Here is a 22736-nt window from a genome sequence, read left to right as displayed (position 1 = left end):
CCCCGAAGGACCGATCATGAGCACGCAGAAGTTCCTCCTCCCCGATGTCGGCGAGGGTCTGACCGAGGCCGAGATCGTCTCCTGGCGCGTCGCCCCCGGCGACACGGTCGAGGTCGACGACGTGCTCGTCGAGATCGAGACGGCCAAGTCGCTTGTCGAACTGCCGTCGCCCTTCTCGGGCACGGTCGGCGAGCTGCTCGCCGGCGAGGGCGACACCGTCGAGGTCGGCAGCGCCATCATCACGATCGCCGACGAGTCGGCCGCGGGCCCCGCCGCCCCTGCCGCGCCGGCCGTGGTGCCCGAGCCCGAGGCGCCGGGAGGCGCGGTGCTCGTCGGCTACGGCAGCGCGGGTCATGTCGCGTCGCGCCGTCGCCCCGTCAAGCCCGAGGCGCGCCCGGCCGGCACGTCGGCCGGGGTGGTCGCCAAGCCCCCGATCCGCAAGCTCGCCCGCGACCTCGGCGTCGATCTCGCCTCGGTCACGCCCAGCGGTGCCTCGGGCGAGGTGACCCGCGACGACGTCGTGAAGCACGCATCGCAGGCGAGCGTCTTCCGCAACATCGAGACCCCCGCCTGGGGAGAGGTGCGCGAGGAGACGATCCCCGTCGCCGCCGAGGAATCGGATGCTGCGCGCCCCGCAGCATCCGCACCTCCTCTCGAGAGCGCCCAGCCCACCGAGAGCAGCGACGGCCGCGAGGAATCGATCCCGGTGCGCGGGGTGCGCAAGGCCGTGGCCTCGGGCATGGTGCGCACCGCCTACTCGGCGCCCCACGTCACGGTCTGGACCGACGTCGACGCCTCGCGCACGATGGAGCTCGTCAAGCGGCTCAAGTCGTCGCCCGACTTCGCCGACGTCAAGGTCTCACCCCTGCTGATCATGGCGCGCGCGGTCATCTGGGCCGCCCGTCGCACCCCGATGGTGAACGCCGCCTGGGTCGACGGCGACGACGGCGCGCAGATCCGTCTGCACCACTACGTGAACCTGGGCATCGCCGCCGCCACCCCGCGCGGACTCCTGGTGCCGAACATCAAGGACGCGCAGGACATGAGCATGCGCGAGCTCGCCCGTGCCCTGCAGAACCTCACGACCACCGCGCGTGAGGGCAAGTCGACGCCCGCCGACCAGAAGGGCGGCACGATCACCATCACGAACATCGGCGTCTTCGGCATGGATGCCGGCACCCCGATCCTCAACGGCGGGGAGGCCGGCATCATCGCGCTCGGTACGATCCGCCAGAAGCCGTGGGTCGTCGACGGTGAGGTGCGCCCCCGCTGGGTCACCACCGTCGCCGGTTCGTTCGACCACCGCGTGGTCGACGGCGACGGCATGAGCCGCTTCGTCGCCGACGTCGCGTCGATCCTCGAAGAGCCCGCGCTGCTGCTCGACTGAGGTCGACGCCGCACGCGCCTGTCGAGAGTGGGCCCGCCGGCTGCGAAGGGGCCGCGGACCGGCGGGCCCATCCACGATTCGGAGTATCCCCCCGATTGGATTGGTAGTCCAGAGCGGATTCCGGCCGGTGGACGCCGGAGCTCGACCTTCGCGGTCAGCCCGAGTACGTCAGGCTGACCCAGGCCAGCAGGATGAGGTCGCGCCTTCCCCGGCTCGAGATGAAATCGGCGAAGCTGGGACCGTGGACTCGACTTCGGACATGGCCGCGGCTGACGACGAGGCGGAGTCGGCCAGCGCCCATCGAGACGCACGCGTCGTCGCGCGACGTGCGGGCGCGCACCGATCTCGCTCGTATGAGCGTCGTCGAGTTCATCTCCGAGTGGCGGCCGGCACGGCGTGACGGGGAATGATGCGATCCGCCGCAAGTTGGGGATGACCCGCGCCACGGGCGAGGATTACCCGCACATCCTGGAGCTGCTCGAGAAGGCGTCGCGACCGTGACCGAAGACGAAAACCCTCATCCGCTCACCGTCTACCTCGACGCGACCGCGCCCACCGGAGAACGCGGCTGGTTCGAGACGCGGGACGGCGTCGTCACGGCGCGAGGAACGGGCTCGCGGGCTCCCGAGCCCGGGCAGCGCTCCGTGCTGTTGCGGAACGCGGTGGTCACGACGAGGTTCACCGACCTGCACTGCCATGGCGCGAGCGGCGTCGCCTTCGACGACGGCCCCGAGGGCGCCGTGCGCCGGGCGATCGACTTCCACGGCGCGCATGGAACGGGGCGGATGCTGCTGAGCCTCGTCAGCGCGCCGGCGCCGCGGTTGGCGACGCGGCTCGCCGAGGTCTCCGCCGTCCTCCCGTCGTTCGCCGAGACCGCTGGAATCCATGCGGAGGGGCCGTTCCTTGCTGCGGGGCGCCGAGGGGCGCACGATGCGGCCGCGCTCACCGACCCGACCCCTCGGGCCGTGGAGACCCTTCTCGAGGCCGCAGACGGCCGGCTCCGCTCGATCACGATCGCTCCGGAGCTGCCGGGTGCCATCGATGCCATCGATCGGCTGACGGCCGCGGGCGTCGTGGTCGCCGTGGGCCACACCGATGCGGACTACGACCGGGCTGCGGAGGCGTTCGACCACGGGGCCTCGCTGCTGACCCACGCCTTCAACGCGATGCGGCCGTTCCTGCACCGTGAGCCGGGGCCGATCGGCGCGGCGATCGATCGCGATCACGTGGTGCTCGAGGCGATCGCGGATGGCCACCACCTCCACGACGCGGCTCTCCGGCTGCTGTTCGCGGCCGCGCCCGGCCGGATCGCCCTCGTCACCGACGCCATGTCGGCAACGGGCTGCGCCGACGGCGACTTCGCCATCGGGGAGCTCGACGTGACTGTGACCGGCGGCGTCCCCTATCTCGCGGGGACGACGACGCTGGCCGGTTCGACCCTGACGCTCGACGAAGCGGTGCGCCGGTGCGTCCGCGCCGGGATCCCCGTCGCGCAGGCGGTGGCCGCCGTGACGACCGTCCCAGCGGCGCTGCTCGGCGAGCCGGAGCCTCGGGTCGACATCGGAGCGAGGACCGCGGATCTCCTCGTCATCCACCAGGACGGATCGGTCGTGGCGTTCGACGCGGCGACGGCGTAGGCGGCGGGCTCTCCCATCCCCGAGGGTGCCCGACTCCGCCGAGCGTGCCCGAAAGAACGCGCACCTTCGGCGGAAACGGGCACCGTCGGCAACGCGGCGGCCGCAGCTGAGTTTGAGAACGATTATCAGTAGCTCTATAGTGGGCGGGTGACCCGGAACCGACTCCTCCTCCCCGCTGCGCTCGTCGCCGCATCCGCGCTCGCTCTGGCCGGATGCGCCGGAACGACGGATGCTGCCGGCACCGCCCCCTCGAACGACGACGGGCGCGTGCAGATCGTCGCGTCGACGAACGTCTACGGGCAGATCGCCGAGGCGATCGGCGGCGACCTCGTCGACGTCACCTCGATCATCGCGTCGGCTTCGCAGGACCCGCATTCCTACGAACCGAGCGCGCAGGACCAGCTCATCGTCAGCCGCGCCGACCTCCTGATCGAGAACGGCGGCGGCTACGACGCCTTCGTCGACGCGCTGATCGAATCGTCGGGCGTCGACGCTCCGGTGATCACGGCCGTGGAGTACTCCCACGACTGGCCCGAGAACGCCGGTCACGACGACGCGGAGAACGGCGAGACCGAGGGCACCGAGACCCCCGCCGCCGACACCGACGACCACGCCGACGAGGAAGGCCACGACCACGCCGGTCACGACCACGTCGAAGGGTTCAACGAGCACGTCTGGTACGACCCGCACACCGTCGAGTACGTGGCCGAGGCCATCGCCGACGAGCTGACGACGCTGCGCCCCGACGGCGCCGACGCGATCTCCGCCAACCTCACCGCCTTCACCGAGGGTGTTGCCGGCATCGAAGACGCGCTGGCGCAGATCGAGGCATCCGACGCGGGCGCGGGAGTGTTCGTGACCGAACCCGTCCCCGGCTACCTCGTCGCCGCGGCGGGCCTCACGGTCGTCACCCCAGAGGCCTTCAGCGAGGCCGTCGAGGAGGGGCAGGACGTTCCGCCGGCCACGCTCCTCGAAGCGCTCGACCTCGTCGCATCCGGCGACGTCCGCGTCGTCATCACGAACACGCAGACCGGTGGAGCCGAGACCACGCAGGTCGTCGACGACGCCGACGGTCGCGGCATCCCGGTGATCCAGTTCGCGGAGACGCTCCCCGAGGGACAGACTTACATCTCGTGGATGGACGAGAACGTCGCGGCACTGGCCGACGCCCTGGCGAGGTGACGTCGGGTTCTCCGCTGCAGATCAGCGGCGCAGCCCTGCGCCGCGGTGATCGCGAACTGTGGAGCGGTCTCGATCTCGACGTCGCCCCGGGGGAGTTCATCGCCGTCCTCGGCCCGAGCGGGTCGGGCAAGACGACGCTGCTGCGCGCCATCCTCGGTCTCGAGCGCCTCAGTTCGGGCAGCATCCGGGCCCTCGGCAGCGAGGTGCACCGGGCCGGCAACCGCCGTATCGGCTACGTGCCCCAGCAGCGTCCGCTCCCTCCGGAGACCTCGCTGCGCGGGCGCGACCTCGTCGGACTCGGCGTCGACGGGCATCGCTTCGGTCTGCCGTTTCCGCGCCGCGGCGATCGGGAACGCGTGCGCGAGCTCGTGCGCGCGGTCGGAGCCGAGGGCTTCGCCGATCGCCCGGTAGGCGAGCTGTCGGGCGGCGAGCAGCAGCGTCTGCGCGTCGGGCAGGCGCTCGCCGACGACCCGGGGCTCCTCCTCTGCGATGAGCCGCTGACCAGCCTCGACCTCGCGAACCAGCGGGCGGTCGTGCGTCTCATCGACCAGCACCGGGCGCGCTCGGGCGCGGCCGTGGTCTTCGTCACCCACGACATCAACCCGGTTCTCGAGCACGTCGACCGCATCCTCTACATCGCCCACGGCCGGTTCATGCTCGGCGCCCCCGACGAGGTGCTGAACTCGGCCGTGCTCAGCGATCTGTACGACGCCCCGGTCTACGTGCTGCGGGCGGGTGGACGACTCGTCGTGGTCGGTGCCCCCGACGCCGACGACGCCCATCACCACCACCACGACGAGGAGCCCGAATGAACTGGGCCGACGTGGGCGCCGCGCTCTTCGGAGGGGTCGCCGATTACGGCGAGATCCTCGCCCTGGTGTGGAACTCGGTCATCGCCGGTGCCGTGCTGGGTCTCGTGGGGGGCCTCATCGGCGTCTTCGTCATGCAGCGCGACATGGCCTTCGCCGTGCACGGCATCAGCGAACTGTCGTTCGCGGGTGCCGCGGCGGCGCTCCTCATCGGTGTCGACGTCGTCACCGGCTCGATCGTGGGATCGCTGATCGCGGCCGGCCTCATCGGGGTGCTCGGAGCGCGTGCCAGAGACCGCAACTCGATCATCGGCGTGCTCATGCCGTTCGGTCTCGGTCTCGGCATCCTCTTCCTCTCGCTCTACAACGGGCGCAGCGCGAACCGTTTCAGCCTGCTCACCGGCCAGATCGTGTCGGTGCAGACGGGGCAGCTCGGGTGGCTCATCGCCCTGAGCGCCGTCGCACTGCTCGCGCTGCTGCTGATCTGGCGGCCGCTGCGCTTCGACTCCCTCGACCCGCAGTCGGCGGCGGCCCGCGGCGTGCCGACGACCGCCGTCTCGCTCGTCTTCATGCTGCTGCTCGGCCTCGTGGTCGCCGTCGCGGTGCACATCATCGGCGCCCTGCTCGTGATGGCGCTGCTGGTCACCCCCGCCGCCGCGGCGATGCGCGTCGCCTCCGGCCCGGTGGCCGTGCCGGTCCTCGCCGCCGCGTTCGGATTCGTCTCGGCGGTCGGCGGCATCCTGCTCGCCGTGGCCGGCACGTTGCCGGTGAGCCCCTACATCACGACGATCTCGTTCGTCATCTACCTCGCCTGCCGCATCATCGGTGCGCGCCGCGGCCGGGTGACCCGCACCGCATGACGGGCGAGAACGCCTGGCGCCCGGCGATCGCCGCCCTGGCGAACGACACGACCCGCGAGGTCTACGCGCGCATCGTGCTCGGCGCGTCGCGCGGCGACGCCGTCGCGGGGGTCGCCGCCCCGCGGGCCGACGCCGCCATCGCCGCGCTGGTCGGGTCGGGCCTCGTGATCGAGCGCGAGGGGGAGCTGTTCGCCGACGCGACCGGACCGAAGCGGATGCTGGCGACCGCCCCCGCGCGACCGAGCGGCATCGATCGATTCCTCCGGCCCGACGGGCGCATCGACCGCTACCCGTCGAAGGTCGGCGAGCGGGTGGAGCTGCTCGCGCACGTGGCGGAGAGGGTTCTGCGCCCCGGCGAGGTCGTGACCGAGCGCGAGCTCACCGGGCGGCTCGAGCGCTTCGCCGACGACGTCGCCCTTCTTCGTCGCCATCTCGTCGACCACGGTGTCGTCGAACGCACCCCCTCGGGGTCGGAGTACGCCCTCGCCCCCAGCATCCGGGAGACACCCCCTGCGGCCGAGACACCTCGCCCGGCGGTGGGTGTCGACCCGGAGGGGGCGTCTGGGCCGGGCGATGCGGCGTCCGGGTCGACGTCCAGCGAGCGCCGGTAGAATCCCGGCCATGACCCAGCGCAACACCTGGCAGCGAGAACGCGTGCGTGAAGCGCTCGCCGACGCACGCGGGTTCGTCAGCGCGCAGTCGCTGCACGCCACCCTCCGCGACGACAACACCGGCATCGGCCTCGCGACCGTCTATCGCGCCCTCGCCGGGCTCGCCGCCCAGGGCAACGCCGATTCGCTGCAGAGCCCCGAGGGCGAGAACCTCTTCCGCGCCTGCGCGACCCCCGGCCACCACCATCACCTGATCTGCCGTTCGTGCGGACTGGCCGTCGAGATCGAGGCCGACGACGTCGAGGAGTGGGCTCAGCGCACCGCGGCGACGCACGGCTTCACCCAGGCGGAGCACATCGTCGACATCTTCGGCCTCTGCGCGTCGTGCACCGAGGCCCGCGCGAGCGAGCGTGCGGGGCAGTAGCGCGACCGCGACACGGCCCGCCTCGCGATCCCGCGTGGCGGTGCCGCTGGCGGTCGGCGTGGCCGCGATCGCCGCCCTGTTCGCGATCGACGCCTTCGCCCCGCAGCTGTTCAGCGCCTCGTTGCCGACGAGGGCGCAGGACGCCGTCACGCTCTCGCTCAGTGTGCTGATCGAGTCGCTGCCGTTCGTCGTGCTCGGCGTGGTGCTGTCGATCGTCGTGCAGGTCTGGGTTCCGCCGGGTGCGATCGAGCGGTGGATGCCGCGGCGAGCGTGGGCGCGTCGCGCGGTGCTCTCGCTCCTGGGCATGTTCATCCCGGTCTGCGAGTGCGGCAACGTGCCCTTCGCGCGGGGCCTGCTGATGCGCGGCTTCACGGTGTCGGAGACGCTGACGTTCCTGGTCGCCGCACCAATCGTGAACCCGATCGTCATCATCACCACCCACGCCGCATTCGGTTTCGACGACAACATCCTCATCGCCCGCCTGATCGGCGGCTACCTCGTCGCGAACCTCATCGGCTGGCTGTACAGCCGTCACCCGTCGCCCGATGCGTTGCTGACCGACCGGTTCCGCGAGACCTGCGAACTCGTCACGACCGAGACGGGCGGGAAGGGCCGCCGCTCGCTCGCCCAGTTCGTGGTCGAGCTGCGCTCGGTGATGCCGGCCCTCGTGATCGGCTCGGCGCTGGCCGGAGCCGTGCAGATTCTCGTGCCGCGCGACACGCTCGTCGCGATCGGGTCGGATCCGGCGCTGTCGATCGTCGCGATGATCGTGCTGGCGCTCGTGGTCTCGATCTGCTCGAACGTCGATGCCTTCTTCGCGCTGTCGTTTGCCGCGTCGTTCACGCCCGGCTCGCTCGTGGCGTTCCTCGTGGTCGGTCCGATCGTCGACCTCAAGATGCTGGCGCTCCTGCGCACCACCTTCTCGACCCGCGTGCTCGTGGGGATGACGGTGGCCGTGGTGCTGTTCGCCTTCGCCCTCGGAACGGTGGTGAACCTCGGTGCGTAACGCGGGATTCGTCGGCACGCGCTGGCTCGGAGTGGGCCTCGCCTCGTGCCTGGCCGTGGTGACCATCGCGCTCTGGCTCACCGGGCGTCTGGCGCTGTACATCAACCCCGACTCGGCGTGGTTCGCCGTCGGCATGGCGGTGCTCCTCCTCGTCGGAGCCGTCGCGAGCTTCGCGCTCCCGCTCGGCGCCGAGGAAGACCACGGTCACGACCACGGCGACGGGCATGCGCACGCGGAAGACGACGACGCGCCGCATCCGCACCCCACCGCGCGCCCGGTCGGCGCCGTCGCCCTCGCCGGTGGCCTCGTCGCCTCGGGTGTCGTCGTGACGATGCTCGTCTCGCCGCCCGCCTCGCTGTCGGCCGAGCTCGCGATGTCACGAGACGTCGGGGCGCCCCCGCTGTTCGCCGGGGCCGACGTCATCACGCTGGCGTCGTCGGGCGATACCGGCGAATTCGGGGTCGGGGAGTGGGCGAGCGTGTTCGCGACCGCCACGAACCCCGACACCTTCGACGGCGACGCGATCTCGCTCACCGGTTTCGTCACCCCCAGCGACAACGGCTCCGGGTTCGACCTCACGCGCCTCGTCATCACGCACTGCGTCATTGACGCGCAGCCCGCGACGCTGCCGATCGCCTCGACGGCCGCGGTTCCCGACACCGGTCAGTGGGTGACGGTCACCGGCACGGTGCGCTCCACCAGCAGCGGCGCGCTCGAGATCACCCCCGACGAGGTCGTGGCGATCGACGAGCCGCAGGACCCCTATGAGTACTGACGCCCCGTCGCGCCGCGCACGAGGGCACCAACGTCGCAGCCGCGCCTTCCTCTCGGCCTTCGCCGCGGTGCTGGGCGGGCTCGTGCTGGTCGGCGCCGCGGGAGCGGCGATCGGCATCGTGCAGGGGCCGCGGGTGACGAAGGTGCAGGTCGATCCCGCGGGTGCCGTCGTCGCCTCCGGCTCGCGGGTCATCCTCGAGACGACGCAGGCCCTGGAAGACGTGGATGCGGCGCAGGTCACCGTGGATCCGGCGGCGCCGTTCACGGTCGACACCTCCGGCCGCAGCGTCGGGGTGCGCTTCACGCTGCCCCTGCGCGACGATACCGACTACACGGTCGCGATCTCCGACGCCTCGGGCCGCGGCGTCGGACCGGCGTCCACCCTGACGACGACGTTCCGCACCCCCGCTCTGCAGCCCTACCTTCTCCAGCGCGGCGGCGAAGACGGCGACACCATCTATCGCACGGGGTTGGGCGGTGACGCCGTGCCCGTGTTCACGCATCCGCATATCGAGGACTACCGCGCCACCGCCACGCACCTCGTGGTCTCGGTGCGCACCGACGACGACCGCCCCGCGATCCTCGTCACGGGTTCCGACGGCGAAGACCCGCGAGAACTCGATCTGCCCGGCGACGGCTTCGTGTCGAACCTGCAGAGCGCAGACCGCGGCGAGACCATCGGCTTCACCTTCTCCGACGCCGACCTCGGAGCCGGCGGAGGCCGCGAGGCGGTCCTGTTCACGACCTCGGTCGCGACCGGCGCGGCCGACGCCCCTCCGAAGGAGGTCGATCTCGGCGGTGACGTCCGTGTGGCCGAGTGGCGGTTCGTGCCCGACACCGACAGCATCCTCGTGCTCACGTTCGACAGTCGGCTGCTGCTCTCGGGGGCCGACGGGGCGAACGCCGCTCCGCTGGGAACCGCTCTGTCGATCGACGGCATCGCGCGCGGTTCGTCGCAGGCCGTCGTCGAGGGGCTCGAGGGCATGCGCGTGGTCGACCTCACCGACGGCAGCGAGCAGCCCCTGGTCGAGCCGACGACGGCGATCGGGTCGCTGGGTGCGGTGACCCCGATGCCGGGGGAGGGCGCCGGCACGATCCGCACCTACGCCGAGCTGTCGGACGACGGTGCGTTCGTCTCGACCGCCGTCGCGCACGTGACCGACGACGGCACGGCCACCGTGCTGCTCGACGCATCGGCCTCCGACTCGGTGCTGCAGACCTGCGTGTCGGCGAGCGGACGATACGCCGCCGTGCTCGTCGCTCCGTCCGCCGCGAGCAACCCCTACGACCGTTACCTCCTGCCGCTGCCCACGCGCCTGCAGACGCACGTCGTCGAGATCGACACCGGCACCGAGGTCTCGGTGCTCGACGGCTTCGGCCTGTCATGGTGCCAGGTGCCGCCGGCGTGAGCGCGCTCCGCCCGGCGCGCCGCGCCGACCTCGACGCACTCCCCGCCGAGGTCGCACCGCGCCTGCTCGGCGGGGTGCTCGAGACCGTGATCGCGGGGGAGCGGGTCGCGGTCCGGCTCACGGAGGTCGAGGCGTATCACGGCCTCGGCACCGGCCCCATCGCCGATCCCGGCTCGCACGCCCGCATGGGTCAAACCCCCCGCAACGCGACCATGTGGGGCGAGCCCGGGCACCTGTACGTCTACCTCAGCCACGGCATCCACTCGTGCGTGAACGTCGTGTGCGGTCCGGAGGGCGTCGCCGGAGGAGTCCTGCTGCGCGCCGGTGAGATCGTCGAGGGGGCGGATGCGGCGACGCGCCGCCGGCTCGAACGCCGCGGCGTCGTGCGCTCGCCGAGGGAGCTCGCCAGCGGACCGGGGCGTCTGGGCGACGCGGTCGGGTTGAAGCATCCGATCCACGACGGCATCGACGCGATCGTGCCGTCCGAGAGGGCGGGCGCGGTTGCGTCACTGTCGGTGCGGGAGCAGCCGCTCGCGACCGTCGTCACGGGTCCGAGGGTGGGCGTGGCCGGCATCGCGGGCACCGAGGCGTTCCCGTGGCGGTTCTGGATCGCTGGCGACCCGACCGTCTCGGCGTTCCGCTGGGGCCGCGGCGCCCGCGACGCCTGACCCCGCCCCGGCCGGACCCGACCGCGAGACTTCATCCCTGCTACGAGACTGCGCTCCTGGGCGGCAGTCTCGTAGCCCGGGTGAAGTCTCGCGGTCTGAGGTGCTGGGCGGGGCCGGCGGAGGTCGGCGTTCAGGTCGCTCGGATAGGTTGGCTTCTCGTGTCGCGAGAACTTCGGAGTATCTGGTTGTGGTTCCTGGGCGCTCATGTCGCCGTCGTGGCGCTCGGGTTCCTGCTGTGGAGCCAGCCCATGGGCGACGTCTACAACGTCTACGAGCCGTGGTCGAACCAGGCCCTGGGCGGCGGCGACATCGTCGGTATCACGGCGGCGTGGGTGTACCCGCAGGTGGCGCTCGTGCCGATGCTGGCCGCGCACCTGTTCTCCTGGATCGCCGGGTACACGTTCGGCTGGGCCGTGCTCGTCTGCGTGCTCGACGCGGCGGCGTTCGCCTTCCTCGTGGGCCGAGGGCGCTCCCGGGCCCGCATGACCGGAGCCCGCGTCTGGCTGGTGCTGTTCGTCCTCCTCGGTCCGATCGGCATGTACCGCATCGATGCGATCACCGTGCCCCTCGCGATCGTCGCCCTGCTCCTGGCCATCCGCCACCCCGCCGTCTCTTCGGCGATCCTCACGATCGGCGCCTGGATCAAGATCTGGCCGGCCGCCGTGGTGCTCGCCCTGACGATCGCCGCCCGCAAGCGCTGGTGGGTGGTCGTCGCCTCCGCCGGGGCGACCGCCGCGGCCGTGGTGCTCGTGGTCGTCGCGCTCGGCGGCGCGGAGAACCTCACCGGGTTCATCACGGCCCAGGTCGGCCGCGGCCTGCAGATGGAGAGTACGGCGGCGACCCCCTTCGTCTGGCTCGCCGTGTTCGGCATCAACGGGGCCAAGGTCGCCTTCGACAACGAGATCATCACGTTCGCCGTCTACGGTCCGGGCGTCGACACCATGGCCGCGCTCCTGACGCCCCTCATGGCGGTCGCGGTCGCCGCCGTCTGCGTCGTCGGAGTGCTCAAGGCGCGCGCCGGGGCCCGGATGCTGCGCCTCCTCCCCCCGCTGACCCTCACGCTCGTGCTCGTGCTCATCGTCTTCAACAAGGTCGGTTCGCCCCAGTTCGTGGCGTGGATCATCGCGCCGTTCGTCCTCTGGGTCATCGTCGACCGACGCGGCATCCGGCGCGGACTCCAGTACGCCGCGATCACCGCCTTCCTCACGCAGGGCGTGTATCCGCTCGTGTTCGACCTCGTGCGTGTCGCGAACCCGATCGGCGTGCTCGTGCTCACCGCGCGCAACGTCATGCTCGTCGTGCTGCTGGTGTGGGTCGTGCGGCAGCTGCTGCGGGTTCCGACCGAACGAACGCGCGTCGCCCATATCGCAGCATCCGGCCCCCGCCGGGCCGACGCGCCGCCCGTGCTAGACTGACTCCTCGTCTGCGCGCACTCCAGCACGCAGTACGCACCCCTCCCTCATCGAACGGCCTCTTCGGCTGCGCGCGAGCGGGGTGCAGACAAGGGATCTTGGGTGGCACCGTCCGGTGTCACGGTACTAAGGAGAATCACTATGGCAGCAGTGTGCCAGGTGACCGGCGCTGTTCCCGGCTTCGGTCACAACATCTCGCACTCGCACCGCCGGACGAAGCGCCGCTTCGACCCGAACGTGCAGCGCAAGACCTATCTCGTTCCGTCGCTCGGTCGCAAGATCACGATCAACGTGTCCGCGAAGGGCATCAAGGTCATTGATGCTCGTGGCATCGAGGCAGTCGTCAAAGACATGCTCGCAAGGGGTGTGAAGCTCTGATGGCTAAGAAAGCACAGGACGTTCGTCCGATCATCAAGCTGCGTTCGACCGCCGGCACGGGGTACACCTACGTGACGCGCAAGAACCGCCGCAACAACCCCGACCGCATCGTGCTCAAGAAGTACGACCCCGTGGTCCGCAAGCACGTCGACTTCCGAGAGGAGCGCTAAACATGGCAAAGAAGAGCAAGATCGCGCGCAATGAGCAGCGCAAGGTCATCGTCGCCCGCTGGGCCACGAAGCGTGCCGAGCTGAAGAAGGCTCTGGTCGACCCCACCTCCACCGACGAGCAGCGTGAGGCCGCTCGCGTGGGCCTCCAGAAGCTGCCCCGCAACGCTTCGCCGGCTCGCGTGCGCAGCCGCGACGTCATCGACGGCCGCCCCCGCGGTGTGCTGACGAAGTTCGGCATCTCGCGTGTGCGCTTCCGCGACATGGCTCACCGGGGCGAGCTGCCCGGCGTGACCAAGTCGAGCTGGTAAGACGTCGACGGGCTCAGTGAACGACTGAACCTCTGAAAGGGCGGGATCTCCTCACGGGGGTCCCGCCCTTTCGCGTTGCCGCCGCCGATCCGCGAGGCAGGTCCGAACCGAGCCTCAACAGCCCCATCTGCCACATCAGCCCCGCGACACGGCGTCCGAATGCGTCACGAGCCCCGGAAATACGCGGTTCTCACCACGATCGTTGATACATTCGAGGCGGTCGATCCGACCACCCGGAGGCATTCCGCTTCCGTCCGAAGAAATAAGGGGCGGCGTCTGCCGCCTTGGAGGACAACCCCCATGGCTGACAAGTCCATCACCAAGACCGAACTCGTCGCGAGCATCGCGAGCGCCACCGGCCAGAGCCAGTCCGCCGTGTCGGGCGTGCTCGACTCCCTCTTCTCCACCGTCTCCGAGGCGGTCGCCAAGGGCAGCAAGGTCTCGATCCCCGGCTGGATCGCCTTCGAGCAGGTCGAGACGTCGGCACGTACGGGCCGCAACCCGCAGACCGGCGAAGAGATCAAGATCCCCGCGGGCAAGCGCGTCAAGGTCACCGCAGGCTCGAAGCTGAAGGCTGCCGTCAAGTAAGACGACGTGACGCTCGCCGCGCGACCGCGCGGCCTCAGCGCTCCAGAGGGGGGATGCTTCGGCATCCCCCCTCTGCTGTGTCGGGCTCTTCCCGGCTCGGTCGGGTTCCGGCGCGAATAAGCTTGCATGATGACCACGACCACTCCTCGCGGCACCACCGCGCCGCGCGGAACGTCGGCACAGCTGACCTCGTCGGCCCGCACGCTCCGCGTGGCGGGTCTGGCGATCCTCGTCGTCGTCTCGGCCGTCGCTCTCGTCGCCGGCCTCGCCTACGGCGGCGGCGCGGCGCCCCTGCTCATCGGTGATGCCGGCCCGGTCGTGCGGTGGGGGCTTCCCGCCGCGAAGCTGGTCGTCAACCTCGCCGCGGCGGGCATGCTCGGCTCGCTCGTCCTCGCCCTCTGGGCATTGCCGGCGGGCCAGCGCGGTTTCGACACCGCCCTCGACACCGCCTCGATCAGCGCGGCGATCTTCACCCTCGCCTCCGCGGCGACCGGGTTCCTCACGTTCGTCAACACGATGAACGCCGTGCCGAGCGCCGACGCCGTGTTCGGGCAGCAGCTGGGCCGGTTCCTCGTCGAGGTCGAACTGGGCCGCGCATGGCTCATCACCACGATCGCCGGTGCGGTGCTGACCGTGCTCACCTTCGCCGTCCGCTCGTGGACGCCCACCCTGTTCGTCGCCCTCCTCGCGGTCGTGGCGCTCGTGCCGATGGGAACCCAGGGCCACGCGGGCGAGGAGGCCAACCACACGCTCGCCGTGACGGCGCTCGTGCTGCACATCCTCGCGGCGGCGGTCTGGCTGGGCGGTCTCGTCCTGCTCGTGGTCGTACGCCCCGTGCTCGAGAAGGGCGCGCTGAAAGACGTCCTGTTGCGGTACTCGAGCCTCGCGCTCATCGCCTTCGTCGTCGTGGCGATCTCGGGTACCGTGCGCGCCTCGATCGGCCTCGGGGGATGGGAGCAACTCGGATCGCCCTACGGGGCCCTCGTCATCGTGAAGGTGGTCGCGCTCCTGGGAATGGGAGTCCTCGGTGCGTGGTACCGCGTGCGCCTGATCTCCCGCATGCCCGACAGCGGAGCATCCCGCCGGTTCTGGGGCCTCATCGCCCTCGAACTCGGTTTCATGGGCCTCGCCAGCGGCGCGGCGGCGGCGCTGGCCCGCACGCCCACCCCGGGCGACGCCATCCCGGTCATCCAGACGCCCGCAGAGGTGCTCACCGGTGCGCCCCTCCCGCCCGAGCTCGATCTCAACGCCTGGCTCACGTCGATCGACGTCGACCTGCTCTGGGCGTTCGCCGTCGGGTTCGGTCTCTTCTTCTACCTGGCGGGCGTCATCCGCCTGCGGCGTCGCGGCGACGCGTGGCCGATCCACCGCACCGTCTCGTGGGTCGCGGGCCTGCTGCTGCTGCTCTGGGTCACCGCGGGGCCGATCAACGCCTACCAGGACTACCTGTTCAGCATGCACATGATCGGCCACATGCTGCTGAGCATGGCGATCCCGCTCCTGCTCGTGCTCGGGGCTCCCGTGACGTTGGCGGCGCGGGCGATCCGTAAGCGCGACGACGGCACGCGCGGCGGACGCGAGTGGATCCTCTGGGCCGTGCATAGCCCGGTCTCGAGGGTGCTCACGAATCCCTACGTCGCCGCCGGGCTGTTCATCGGATCGCTGTGGGCCTTCTACTACAGCGACCTGTTCCGGTGGTCGCTCTACGACCACATCGGTCACGAGTGGATGGTGGCGCACTTCCTCATCACGGGGTACCTCTTCGTGCTGTCGCTCATCGGGATCGACCCGGTGCCGTACCGGCTGCCCTACGCGATGCGCCTGCTGGTGCTCATCGCGGTCATGGCCATGCACGCCTTCTTCGGCATCGCGATCATGATGCAGACCGGCCTGTTCGTCGCGGAGTGGTTCGGCTCCATGGGTCGCACCTGGGGTGTGTCGCCCCTCGAAGACCAGTACCTCGGTGGCGGCGTCGCATGGTCGGTGGGCGAGATCCCCACGCTGATCCTCGCGATCGCGGTCGCGATCCAGTGGAGCCGGTCGGACGAGAGGATGCAGCGCCGACGCGATCGGCAGGTCGACCGCGCCGGCGACCCCGAGCTCGACGAGTACAACGCGCAGCTCGCCGCTCTCGCCGAGCAGGATTCCCGCGCCGGGCGCTGACGGCTCGACCGGTCTACGACGTGCGGTTGCCGCCGACCTTGATCGATGCGGTGCCGTCGGGGAGCACCTCGACCGAACCGTTGATGACGAACGGCACGTCCTCGGCGACCGTGCGCACCGATCCGTCGTAGAGCGAGCGGATCTGCACCTCCACGCGGGCCACGGCATCGGCCTGGGCGATGCTCCAGCCGGCACCGTCGGGGGTCACCGAGATGGCGGGGTGCTGCACGATCGACCACGCCGGAAGGCTGATGATGCGATTCTGCACCGTGAGCCCGAACGGGCACCCGGTCGGCTGCAGCACCTGCTGGGTCGCGCAGTCGGCGAGGAACTCCTCGACCCGCTGCTGCACCACGTTGACGAACTCGGTCGTCGCCTCGGCCTGGACGCGAACGGGGATGCCGGCCGTGGGGAGGTCTGCCAGCACCGCGACACCGGGGGTTGCCGAGATCTGCGTGTCGACGTCGACGGAGTAGATGCCGGGGGAGAAGACGAGCAGGGGGACGGCGGCCAGCGGGTCGGCATCGACGCCGTCCGCCGAGACCTGACGCTTGTCGACCTCGAAGCCGTTCACGGCGAAGCGCATCGATCCCGTGACGACGAGGTCCATGACGGCAAGCGGACTCTTCGCGAAGGTCCAGTTCGGCACGACCCCGATCCACCCGTCCTGCGCGACCTCGAACGTCGAGGTCCCGCGGTGCCCGCCCGCCACGTACTCCACCGTCACGCGGGTGCTGTCGCCGGAAGCCTCCTCGGAGACGCCGACCACATCCGTCAGCGACGACAGGGCGGCGCTGCGCAGGAGCGCGTTCGACGCCGTGGACGGCAGTCCCGCCGCCTCCAGGGCGGCCGCGTCGAGGGCGACCCCGGGCAGAGCGAGCGCGTCGGCGGCTCGTCCGTCCGAGAGGAGGTCGAGATAGCGAAGCACGAATGCCGTCGGGCTGTAGAGCTCGCGGTAGAGCGTCACGCCGCCGGCTGCCAGAGCGGCGAACAGGAGAACCGCCACGACGCCGATCACGCCGAGCTCCAACCCCAGGCGCCGAGGGCGCCGCTCGGGCATCGGCGGGGCGGAGGAAGCGGAAGGCGTCCCGCCGGGGGCCGCCGGCGCCGCAGTCCCCCCGAGCTCGTGGTTCACCTCCTCAGTCTAGGAAATCTCTGCTGAGCGACCACCGAGGCGTGTGCGTTCGTTACGCTTCCGTTCCGAGCGGGGGATGATCCTGCGCTCGCGGTGCGAGGGACGAATAACATGAACCGGTGAGCACTCCCGCCCTCTCCGCCGAGCAGGAGGCCCTCTTCCGGCTGATCGAAGACACCCGGGAGCACGTGTTCGTGACCGGCCGGGCCGGCACGGGCAAATCCACGCTCCTGCAGCACCTCGCCTGGAACACCTCGAAGCAGATCGCCGTCTGCGCTCCGACCGGCGTCGCTGCGCTGAACGTCGAGGGTCAGACGATCCACTCGCTGTTCAAACTGCCGATCGGTCTCATCGCGTCCGGCGACATCGACCAGACCGACGCGACGCGCAAGATCCTCAACGCGATCGACACCCTCGTGATCGACGAGATCTCGATGGTGAACGCCGACCTCATGGACGGCATCGACCGCTCGCTCCGTCAGGCCCGCAACCGCCGGGCGGAGCCGTTCGGCGGGGTGCAGATCGTGATGTTCGGCGATCCGTACCAGCTCGCACCCGTACCCCCTCGCGGCGACGAGGCGCGGTACATCGCCGACCACTACCGGTCGTTCTGGTTCTTCGACGCGAAGGTGTGGGCGGGCGAGTCTGCGGGCGACGGTCTCATCGAGCTCGGCCGCCATGGCGCCGACCTCCACATCCGCGAGCTGACCGAGATCCATCGCCAGTCCGACCCCGCCTTCAAGGCCTTGCTCAACGGGGTGCGGTACGGGCACGTCACCGCCGACATGGCGGGGGTGCTCAACGGTGCCGGGGCCCGGACACCGCCGGACCCGGCCGATGGCGAGCATCCGATCATCACCCTCGCGACCCGCAACGACATCGTGAACACGATCAACCGCCGGCACCTCGACGCGCTCGTCGGACGCATGCAGACCGCCAACGCCGAGATCAACGGCGACTTCGGCCGGGGCGATGCGAGCTATCCCGCCGACGCCGAGTTGAAGCTGAAGGTGGGCGCGCAGGTGATGTTCCTGCGCAACGACATCTCGAACTTCGGCGAGCCGCCGCGATGGGTCAACGGCACCATCGGCACGGTGAAGCGGATCACGGGCTCCAGCGTTCGCGTCGAGGTCGACGGCAAGACCTACGACGTCGAGCCGGCGGTGTGGGAGAAGTTCCGCTACGCCTACAACCCCGGGTCGAAGACGCTGTCCCGTGAGATCGTGGCGGAGTTCCAGCAGTTCCCGCTGCGGTTGGCGTGGGCCGTAACGATCCACAAGTCGCAGGGCAAGACCTACGATCGAGCCATCGTCGACCTCGGGTCGGGCGCGTTCGCGCCCGGGCAGACCTACGTGGCGCTCAGCCGGCTGACGTCGCTCGACGGTCTCTACCTCACCCGGCCGCTGCGCCCGAGCGACATCCGCGTCGATCCCGACGTGCAGCGGTTCATGGCCGGCGTCCGCGCGGCACGGGCTCAGGCGACCTGAGTGGCCTTGGCTCTGCCGAGGTCTTCGAACAGCTCGGTGTTGAAGCGGTAGGCCAGCAGTACCTCGTCGATCACGCGCTGCTGCTCGGCGGCGTCCCAGGGTGCGGCATCCAGCTGCTCGCGGTAGACGTCTTTGAACGCCTTCGGGTCGGCGATGTCGTCGAACACGTAGAACCCGATGCCGTTCGTCTCGAAGCCGAACCGTCGCTGCATGAGCCGGCCGATGAACTGGCCGCCCGACAGGTCGCCGAGGTAGCGCGTGTAGTGGTGCGCGACGAATCCGCCGGGCCAGGTGGCCCCGACCTGTTCGATGCGCGCGACATAGGCGCGGGTGGTGGGGAGCGGCTCGATCCCGTCGCGCCAGTCGGGGCCGATGAGGAACTCGAGGTCGGCTTCGAGGGCGGGGAGGCGCGTGAGTCGGTCGCTGATGAACACCGATGCGACGGGGTCGCGCCGCATCCGTTCCGCCGCCGCTTCGAGGGCGGCATAGATGCACCAGTGCTGGGCGACGAGCGCGACGTAGTCATCGCGGGTGCCCTCGCCCTTCATGAGATCGGTCATGAAGCCGGAGCCTTCGCTCGACGAGTGCGCGCTGCTCGAGCGCTCGCGAAGTGCGGCGGAGAAGAGGATGACGTCGCTCATAACGGTCATCATAGGGGAAAGTTAGGGCGTCCTAACCTACGAATTTCCTCGGGGTGCCGAGGGGACGGTCAGCCGTGCGGGCGCGGCTCGATGCCCAGTCGCTCGCAGGCGTCGTCGTACAGCGCGACGATCTCCCGGCGCACCTCGGGGCGCTCGGTGATCGGTCCGCCGGGCCACGGAACCCGCAGCGCTTCGACCGCGCCGCCTGCCCCCGTGACCTCCCACTGGCCACCGTCGCCGTCGAACGACGTCATGGTGGCCGATACCGCTGCCCGATCGTTCCCGAACGCCCGCGCGATGAGGACGTTGTCATCCGTGTGGTCGCTGTTCATGTGACGGAGGACGCCCGCGATCGTGGCGTCGTCGAAGCTGTGCGGCATCGCCCCAGCCTAGGCAAACTCGTGATCCACCTGTGACCTGCCCTCAGCCGATGATCGGGGTGGGGGCGAAGGGGTGTGATTCAATTCTTGGACGCGTAAAACGACGCGTGCAGGATCCCCCGGGGGGTGAGGATGCGAATCCTTCCCAAGCGCCGCGGCGCCGCGGTCGCCGCGGCCGTGGCATTGGCATTGATCGCGCTGAGCGGCTGCTCCGCACAGCAGACGGTCGATATCGACGTGCCTCCGCAGACGGATGCCGCTCTCCCCGCCGACACGGTGACCCAGCTCGAGGCCGCCGTCACGGCGGCCATGACGGCGACCGGGTCGTCGGGTGCGATCGTCGGAGTCTGGGCACCGTGGAGCGGCACCTGGGTGAGCGCGCTGGGAACGCAGTCGATCGGCGGGTCCGAGTCGGTGACGACCGATATGGCCTTCCGCGCCGGCGACGTCACGCGTGCGATGACGTGCGATGTGCTGTACGCGGTGGCCGCGGAGGGCACCCTCTCGGTCGACGACTCGGTGACGACGTACGTCTCCGCCGTGCCCGAGCTCGCGGATGTGACGCTGCGCCAGCTCTGCGACAGCACCTCCGGCATCGGGTCCTATGCCCCCCAGCTGCAGTCGCTGTTCCTGGGCAACCCCGCCCGGGTGTGGAACGCCCGGGAGCTCGCGGCCTACGGTCTCTCCGAGCGTGACGACTCCCAGCCCGGCACCGTGTTCCGCGACTCCGACGCGGGCTACCTCCTGCTCGGTCTCGCCCTCGAGCGCGCGAAGAACGAGAGCCTTCCGTCGCTCATCGCCCGGTACATCTCGGAGCCGCTGGAGCTGCCGTCGACGCGGCTCCCGGCGCCGGCGGCGCAGGCCCCCGGCGACGGCGCCGTCCTGGACGGCCACTGGTCGACCCCGGATGCGGCGGGAGTGTGGAACTGCACCGAACCGGCCGATTTCACCACTCTGTCGTCGAGCATCGGCGGCGCCGACTCGGGTGCCGTGACCACGATCGACGACCTCGGACGATATGCGCAGGCACTGGCGACGAACGCGCTCGGGTCGCAGGACGACGGGCGCTTCTCCACTCCGGTGCCGGTGGCCGCCGACCAGCCCACGTGGCTCACGACGACCGGCGGCGCCTATCAGGCGGGCTCGCTCGTCGGGCAGTACGGATCGATCCCCGGCTACATGACCGCGGCTTTCGCCGACCCCGCAACGGGTATGACGGTCGCCGTCGTGCTCAACAACTCGGGCGCGAACCAGGCGATCGGCGCATGGTTGGCGTGGGAGCTCGCGGCGATCGCCTCGAAGGCACCGGCGGCATCCGGGCAGACCGCGCCCGAGGCCGGCCTGCCGTGGACGGCCCAGCAGTGGCACGACCAGATCGCGGGCAACGCGATCTGCGCGCCCCCCGCGGCGTGACGCTCGCCTCGGCCGTGTCGTGACGACGCGTCGGACCAACACCGCGCTCACCTTCGTCCTCGTCGGACTCGTCTGCCAGGAGGTCGGGGCGTCGGTCGCCGTGCTCCTGTTCCCGCAGGTCGGACCCCTGGGCATGGTCATGCTCCGGCTGGTGTTCTCGGCCGCGATCCTGCTGCTCATCGCGCGACCCCGCCTGCGCGGACACACCGCGGGCGCCTGGCGCTCCGTCGTCGCCTTCGGCGCGGTTCTCGCCCTGATGAACGGGCTGTTCTATCTCGCGCTGTCGCGATTGCCCCTCGGTGTGACGGTGACGATCGAGGTGCTCGGGCCGCTCGCCCTCTCGATCATCGCGAGCCGCCGCGCGTCGGCGTGGGTCTGGGCGGGCCTTGCTCTCCTCGGGGTCGCCGCGCTCGGGGGCGGGGGCTGGGACCGGCTCGATCTGCTCGGCGTCCTCTTCGCCCTCGGGGCGGCGGCCGCGTGGGCGCTCTACATCCTCGCGTCCGCCCGCGTGGGCGCCGAGTTCCCGCGGCTCGATGGCCTCGCTCTGGCGATGACGGTCGGCGCGCTCATCGCGCTGCCGTTCGGCGTCATCGATGGCGGCTCGGCGCTCCTTCGGCCCGAGCTTCTCGCGCTCGGGCTCGCCGTGGCCGTGCTGTCGTCGACGATCCCGTACGCGCTCGAACTGCTCGCGCTGCGCCGACTACCCGCGTCGACCTTCGCGATCCTCATGAGCCTGGGCCCGGTGACCGCCTCGCTCGCCGGGTTCTTCCTGCTGCAGCAGCACCTCGCCTGGTTGGAGATCGTCGGAATCGCCCTCGTGATCGTCGCGTCGATCGGCGCCGTCCGTGCGAGCACCCGCGGCGACGCCGCATCCGCCCGGCGCGGTTCCGATCCGCCGCTCGGCGAACCCCTCCCGTGAAGACCCTTCCCTGTCACGAACGGCGGCGCGCATCGACCGTTCGTGACGGGGGAGCGGCGCAATCGCGGGTAATGGATGTGCGCGCGCGACCGAGGAGTGCGACCCTCGACACATGAGCCATCTGGTGAGCGTGTCGGAACTGAGCGAGCTGCTCGACGCGGGTGCCCCCGTGCGGGTGCTCGACGTGCGGTGGCGGCTGGACAAGCCCGATGGGCGGGCCGAGTACCTCGACGGTCATGTGCCCGGCGCGGTATACGTCGATCTCGGTGGCGAACTGGCCGATCACACGGTGTCGCACCGTGGCCGCCATCCGCTGCCGGCGGCCGCCGACCTGGAGCGGTCGGCGCGCCGTTGGGGGCTGCACGACGGCGACATCGTGGTCGCGTACGACCATGCGCGGGGCCTCGCGGCGGCACGCGCGTGGTGGTTGCTGCGCCGCGCCGGGGTCGACATCCGCGTCCTCGACGGCGGATTGCCCGCGTGGGTCGCCGCCGGAGGTGCCCTCGAGACCGGAGAGGTCACCGCGCCCAGGGGTGACGTGCACCTCACCGATTCGACCGTCGGGGTCATCGACATCGACGAGGCGGCGGCCTTCCCCGAGGCGGGGGTGCTCCTCGACGTGCGTGCGCCCGAACGCTACCGCGGCGACGTCGAGCCGCTCGACCCGATCGGCGGGCACATCCCGGGTGCCGTGAACCTGCCGACCCCCGTGCACCTCGCGGATGACGGGACGCTGCGTCACCCCGACGAACTCCGAGCGACGTTCGCCGCGGCGGGCGTGACCGAGGGGACGCCGGTCGCCGTCTACTGCGGTTCGGGTATCACCGCCGCGCACACCGCCCTCGCGCTGGAGGAGGCGGGCATCGAAGCGCTCGTGTTCCCCGGCTCGTGGAGCGAGTGGTCCACCGCCCCGGGGCGCCCGGTCGCTCGCGGGGACGCCCCGTCCGGCATCGACGCGGCGGAATGACGCGGTGC

Annotated in this window: 24 protein-coding genes; 21 read left to right on the top strand and 3 right to left on the bottom strand. The window is 70.7% G+C overall.

Annotation, left to right across the window (positions count from 1 at the left end):
• Positions 1–16 precede the first annotated feature (16 nt).
• From ABTU82_RS08375 to ABTU82_RS08295, 17 genes are all read left to right on the top strand, one after another.
• Positions 17–1387, top strand: coding sequence for a dihydrolipoamide acetyltransferase family protein (locus tag ABTU82_RS08375; RefSeq protein WP_407172876.1), 1371 nt, complete (start codon positions 17–19; stop codon positions 1385–1387).
• Between the two features lie 497 nt (positions 1388–1884).
• Positions 1885–3024: an N-acetylglucosamine-6-phosphate deacetylase gene (locus ABTU82_RS08370; RefSeq protein WP_407172874.1), complete on the top strand. Its 1140-nt coding sequence runs from the start codon at positions 1885–1887 to the stop codon at positions 3022–3024.
• Positions 3025–3171: 147 nt separating this feature from the next.
• On the top strand, positions 3172–4206 hold the full coding sequence (locus ABTU82_RS08365) for a metal ABC transporter solute-binding protein, Zn/Mn family (RefSeq protein WP_407172872.1): 1035 nt from the start codon (positions 3172–3174) through the stop codon (positions 4204–4206).
• A complete protein-coding gene (locus ABTU82_RS08360; RefSeq protein ID WP_407172870.1) occupies positions 4203–5018 on the top strand; it encodes a metal ABC transporter ATP-binding protein in 816 nt (271 codons plus the stop codon). Before ABTU82_RS08365 ends, ABTU82_RS08360 begins: the two co-directional genes overlap by 4 nt.
• Positions 5015–5875 (top strand): metal ABC transporter permease, encoded by an 861-nt coding sequence (locus tag ABTU82_RS08355; RefSeq protein ID WP_407172869.1) that lies wholly within the window; start codon positions 5015–5017, stop codon positions 5873–5875. The genes ABTU82_RS08360 and ABTU82_RS08355 overlap by 4 nt, the downstream gene beginning before the upstream one ends.
• Positions 5872–6486, top strand: coding sequence for a DUF2087 domain-containing protein (locus ABTU82_RS08350; RefSeq protein ID WP_407172867.1), 615 nt, complete (start codon positions 5872–5874; stop codon positions 6484–6486). Before ABTU82_RS08355 ends, ABTU82_RS08350 begins: the two co-directional genes overlap by 4 nt.
• Positions 6487–6496: 10 nt before the next feature.
• On the top strand, positions 6497–6910 hold the full coding sequence (locus tag ABTU82_RS08345) for a Fur family transcriptional regulator (RefSeq protein WP_116646901.1): 414 nt from the start codon (positions 6497–6499) through the stop codon (positions 6908–6910).
• Positions 6911–6944: 34 nt separating this feature from the next.
• Positions 6945–7916: a permease gene (locus ABTU82_RS08340; protein ID WP_407172865.1), complete on the top strand. Its 972-nt coding sequence runs from the start codon at positions 6945–6947 to the stop codon at positions 7914–7916.
• The gene (locus ABTU82_RS08335) at positions 7909–8691 is read left to right on the top strand and encodes a TIGR03943 family putative permease subunit (protein ID WP_116646899.1); all 783 of its coding nucleotides are present in this window, start codon (positions 7909–7911) and stop codon (positions 8689–8691) included. Before ABTU82_RS08340 ends, ABTU82_RS08335 begins: the two co-directional genes overlap by 8 nt.
• Entirely contained in the window at positions 8681–10099 is a 1419-nt protein-coding gene (locus ABTU82_RS08330; RefSeq protein ID WP_407172862.1) for a hypothetical protein, read from the top strand. The genes ABTU82_RS08335 and ABTU82_RS08330 overlap by 11 nt, the downstream gene beginning before the upstream one ends.
• The gene (locus ABTU82_RS08325) at positions 10075–10767 is read left to right on the top strand and encodes a DNA-3-methyladenine glycosylase (protein ID WP_407172861.1); all 693 of its coding nucleotides are present in this window, start codon (positions 10075–10077) and stop codon (positions 10765–10767) included. Before ABTU82_RS08330 ends, ABTU82_RS08325 begins: the two co-directional genes overlap by 25 nt.
• 158 nt (positions 10768–10925) lie before the next feature.
• Positions 10926–12182 (top strand): hypothetical protein, encoded by a 1257-nt coding sequence (locus tag ABTU82_RS08320; protein WP_407172860.1) that lies wholly within the window; start codon positions 10926–10928, stop codon positions 12180–12182.
• A 138-nt stretch (positions 12183–12320) separates the two neighbouring features.
• Positions 12321–12557 carry a 50S ribosomal protein L28 gene (gene rpmB, locus ABTU82_RS08315; protein WP_116646896.1) on the top strand — a complete coding sequence of 79 codons (237 nt, stop codon included), beginning with the start codon at positions 12321–12323 and terminating at the stop codon, positions 12555–12557.
• Positions 12557–12727 (top strand): 50S ribosomal protein L33, encoded by a 171-nt coding sequence (rpmG, locus tag ABTU82_RS08310; protein WP_013584775.1) that lies wholly within the window; start codon positions 12557–12559, stop codon positions 12725–12727. The genes rpmB and rpmG overlap by 1 nt, the downstream gene beginning before the upstream one ends.
• Before the next feature lie 2 nt (positions 12728–12729).
• Positions 12730–13035, top strand: a complete 306-nt coding sequence (gene rpsN / locus ABTU82_RS08305; RefSeq protein WP_116646895.1) for a 30S ribosomal protein S14 — start codon at positions 12730–12732, stop codon at positions 13033–13035.
• A 300-nt stretch (positions 13036–13335) separates the two neighbouring features.
• Positions 13336–13623: an HU family DNA-binding protein gene (locus tag ABTU82_RS08300; protein WP_116646894.1), complete on the top strand. Its 288-nt coding sequence runs from the start codon at positions 13336–13338 to the stop codon at positions 13621–13623.
• A gap of 129 nt (positions 13624–13752) precedes the next feature.
• Positions 13753–15786, top strand: coding sequence for a bifunctional copper resistance protein CopD/cytochrome c oxidase assembly protein (locus ABTU82_RS08295; protein ID WP_407172858.1), 2034 nt, complete (start codon positions 13753–13755; stop codon positions 15784–15786).
• Positions 15787–15799: 13 nt separating this feature from the next.
• Here ABTU82_RS08295 and ABTU82_RS08290 read toward each other — a convergent pair whose 3' ends face one another.
• Positions 15800–16921, bottom strand: a complete 1122-nt coding sequence (locus ABTU82_RS08290) for a hypothetical protein (RefSeq protein WP_407172856.1) — start codon at positions 16919–16921, stop codon at positions 15800–15802.
• A gap of 119 nt (positions 16922–17040) precedes the next feature.
• On the opposite strand from ABTU82_RS08290, the gene ABTU82_RS08285 reads away from it, so the two are divergent.
• Positions 17041–18408, top strand: coding sequence for an ATP-dependent DNA helicase (locus ABTU82_RS08285; protein ID WP_407172854.1), 1368 nt, complete (start codon positions 17041–17043; stop codon positions 18406–18408).
• Here the strand turns inward: ABTU82_RS08285 and ABTU82_RS08280 are convergent.
• Both ABTU82_RS08280 and ABTU82_RS08275 read right to left on the bottom strand, forming a co-directional pair.
• On the bottom strand, positions 18396–19049 hold the full coding sequence (locus ABTU82_RS08280; RefSeq protein WP_407172852.1) for a biliverdin-producing heme oxygenase: 654 nt from the start codon (positions 19047–19049) through the stop codon (positions 18396–18398). The genes ABTU82_RS08285 and ABTU82_RS08280 overlap by 13 nt on opposite strands.
• A gap of 68 nt (positions 19050–19117) precedes the next feature.
• Positions 19118–19429, bottom strand: coding sequence for a DUF2470 domain-containing protein (locus ABTU82_RS08275; RefSeq protein ID WP_407172850.1), 312 nt, complete (start codon positions 19427–19429; stop codon positions 19118–19120).
• Between the two features lie 132 nt (positions 19430–19561).
• Between ABTU82_RS08275 and ABTU82_RS08270 the strand changes: the two genes are divergently transcribed.
• The 3 genes from ABTU82_RS08270 to ABTU82_RS08260 all read left to right on the top strand — a co-directional run bounded on the left by ABTU82_RS08270 (position 19562) and on the right by ABTU82_RS08260 (position 22728).
• Positions 19562–20842 carry a serine hydrolase domain-containing protein gene (locus tag ABTU82_RS08270; RefSeq protein ID WP_116646890.1) on the top strand — a complete coding sequence of 427 codons (1281 nt, stop codon included), beginning with the start codon at positions 19562–19564 and terminating at the stop codon, positions 20840–20842.
• Between the two features lie 19 nt (positions 20843–20861).
• Positions 20862–21761: an EamA family transporter gene (locus ABTU82_RS08265; protein ID WP_407172848.1), complete on the top strand. Its 900-nt coding sequence runs from the start codon at positions 20862–20864 to the stop codon at positions 21759–21761.
• 112 nt (positions 21762–21873) lie between these two features.
• A complete protein-coding gene (locus ABTU82_RS08260; RefSeq protein WP_407172846.1) occupies positions 21874–22728 on the top strand; it encodes a sulfurtransferase in 855 nt (284 codons plus the stop codon).
• The last annotated feature ends 8 nt before the right edge of the window (positions 22729–22736 follow it).

It is taken from the genome of Microbacterium deferens (assembly GCF_045517775.1).
Lineage (GTDB): Bacteria > Actinomycetota > Actinomycetes > Actinomycetales > Microbacteriaceae > Microbacterium.
This window is presented reverse-complemented; position numbering and strand designations above follow the sequence as displayed.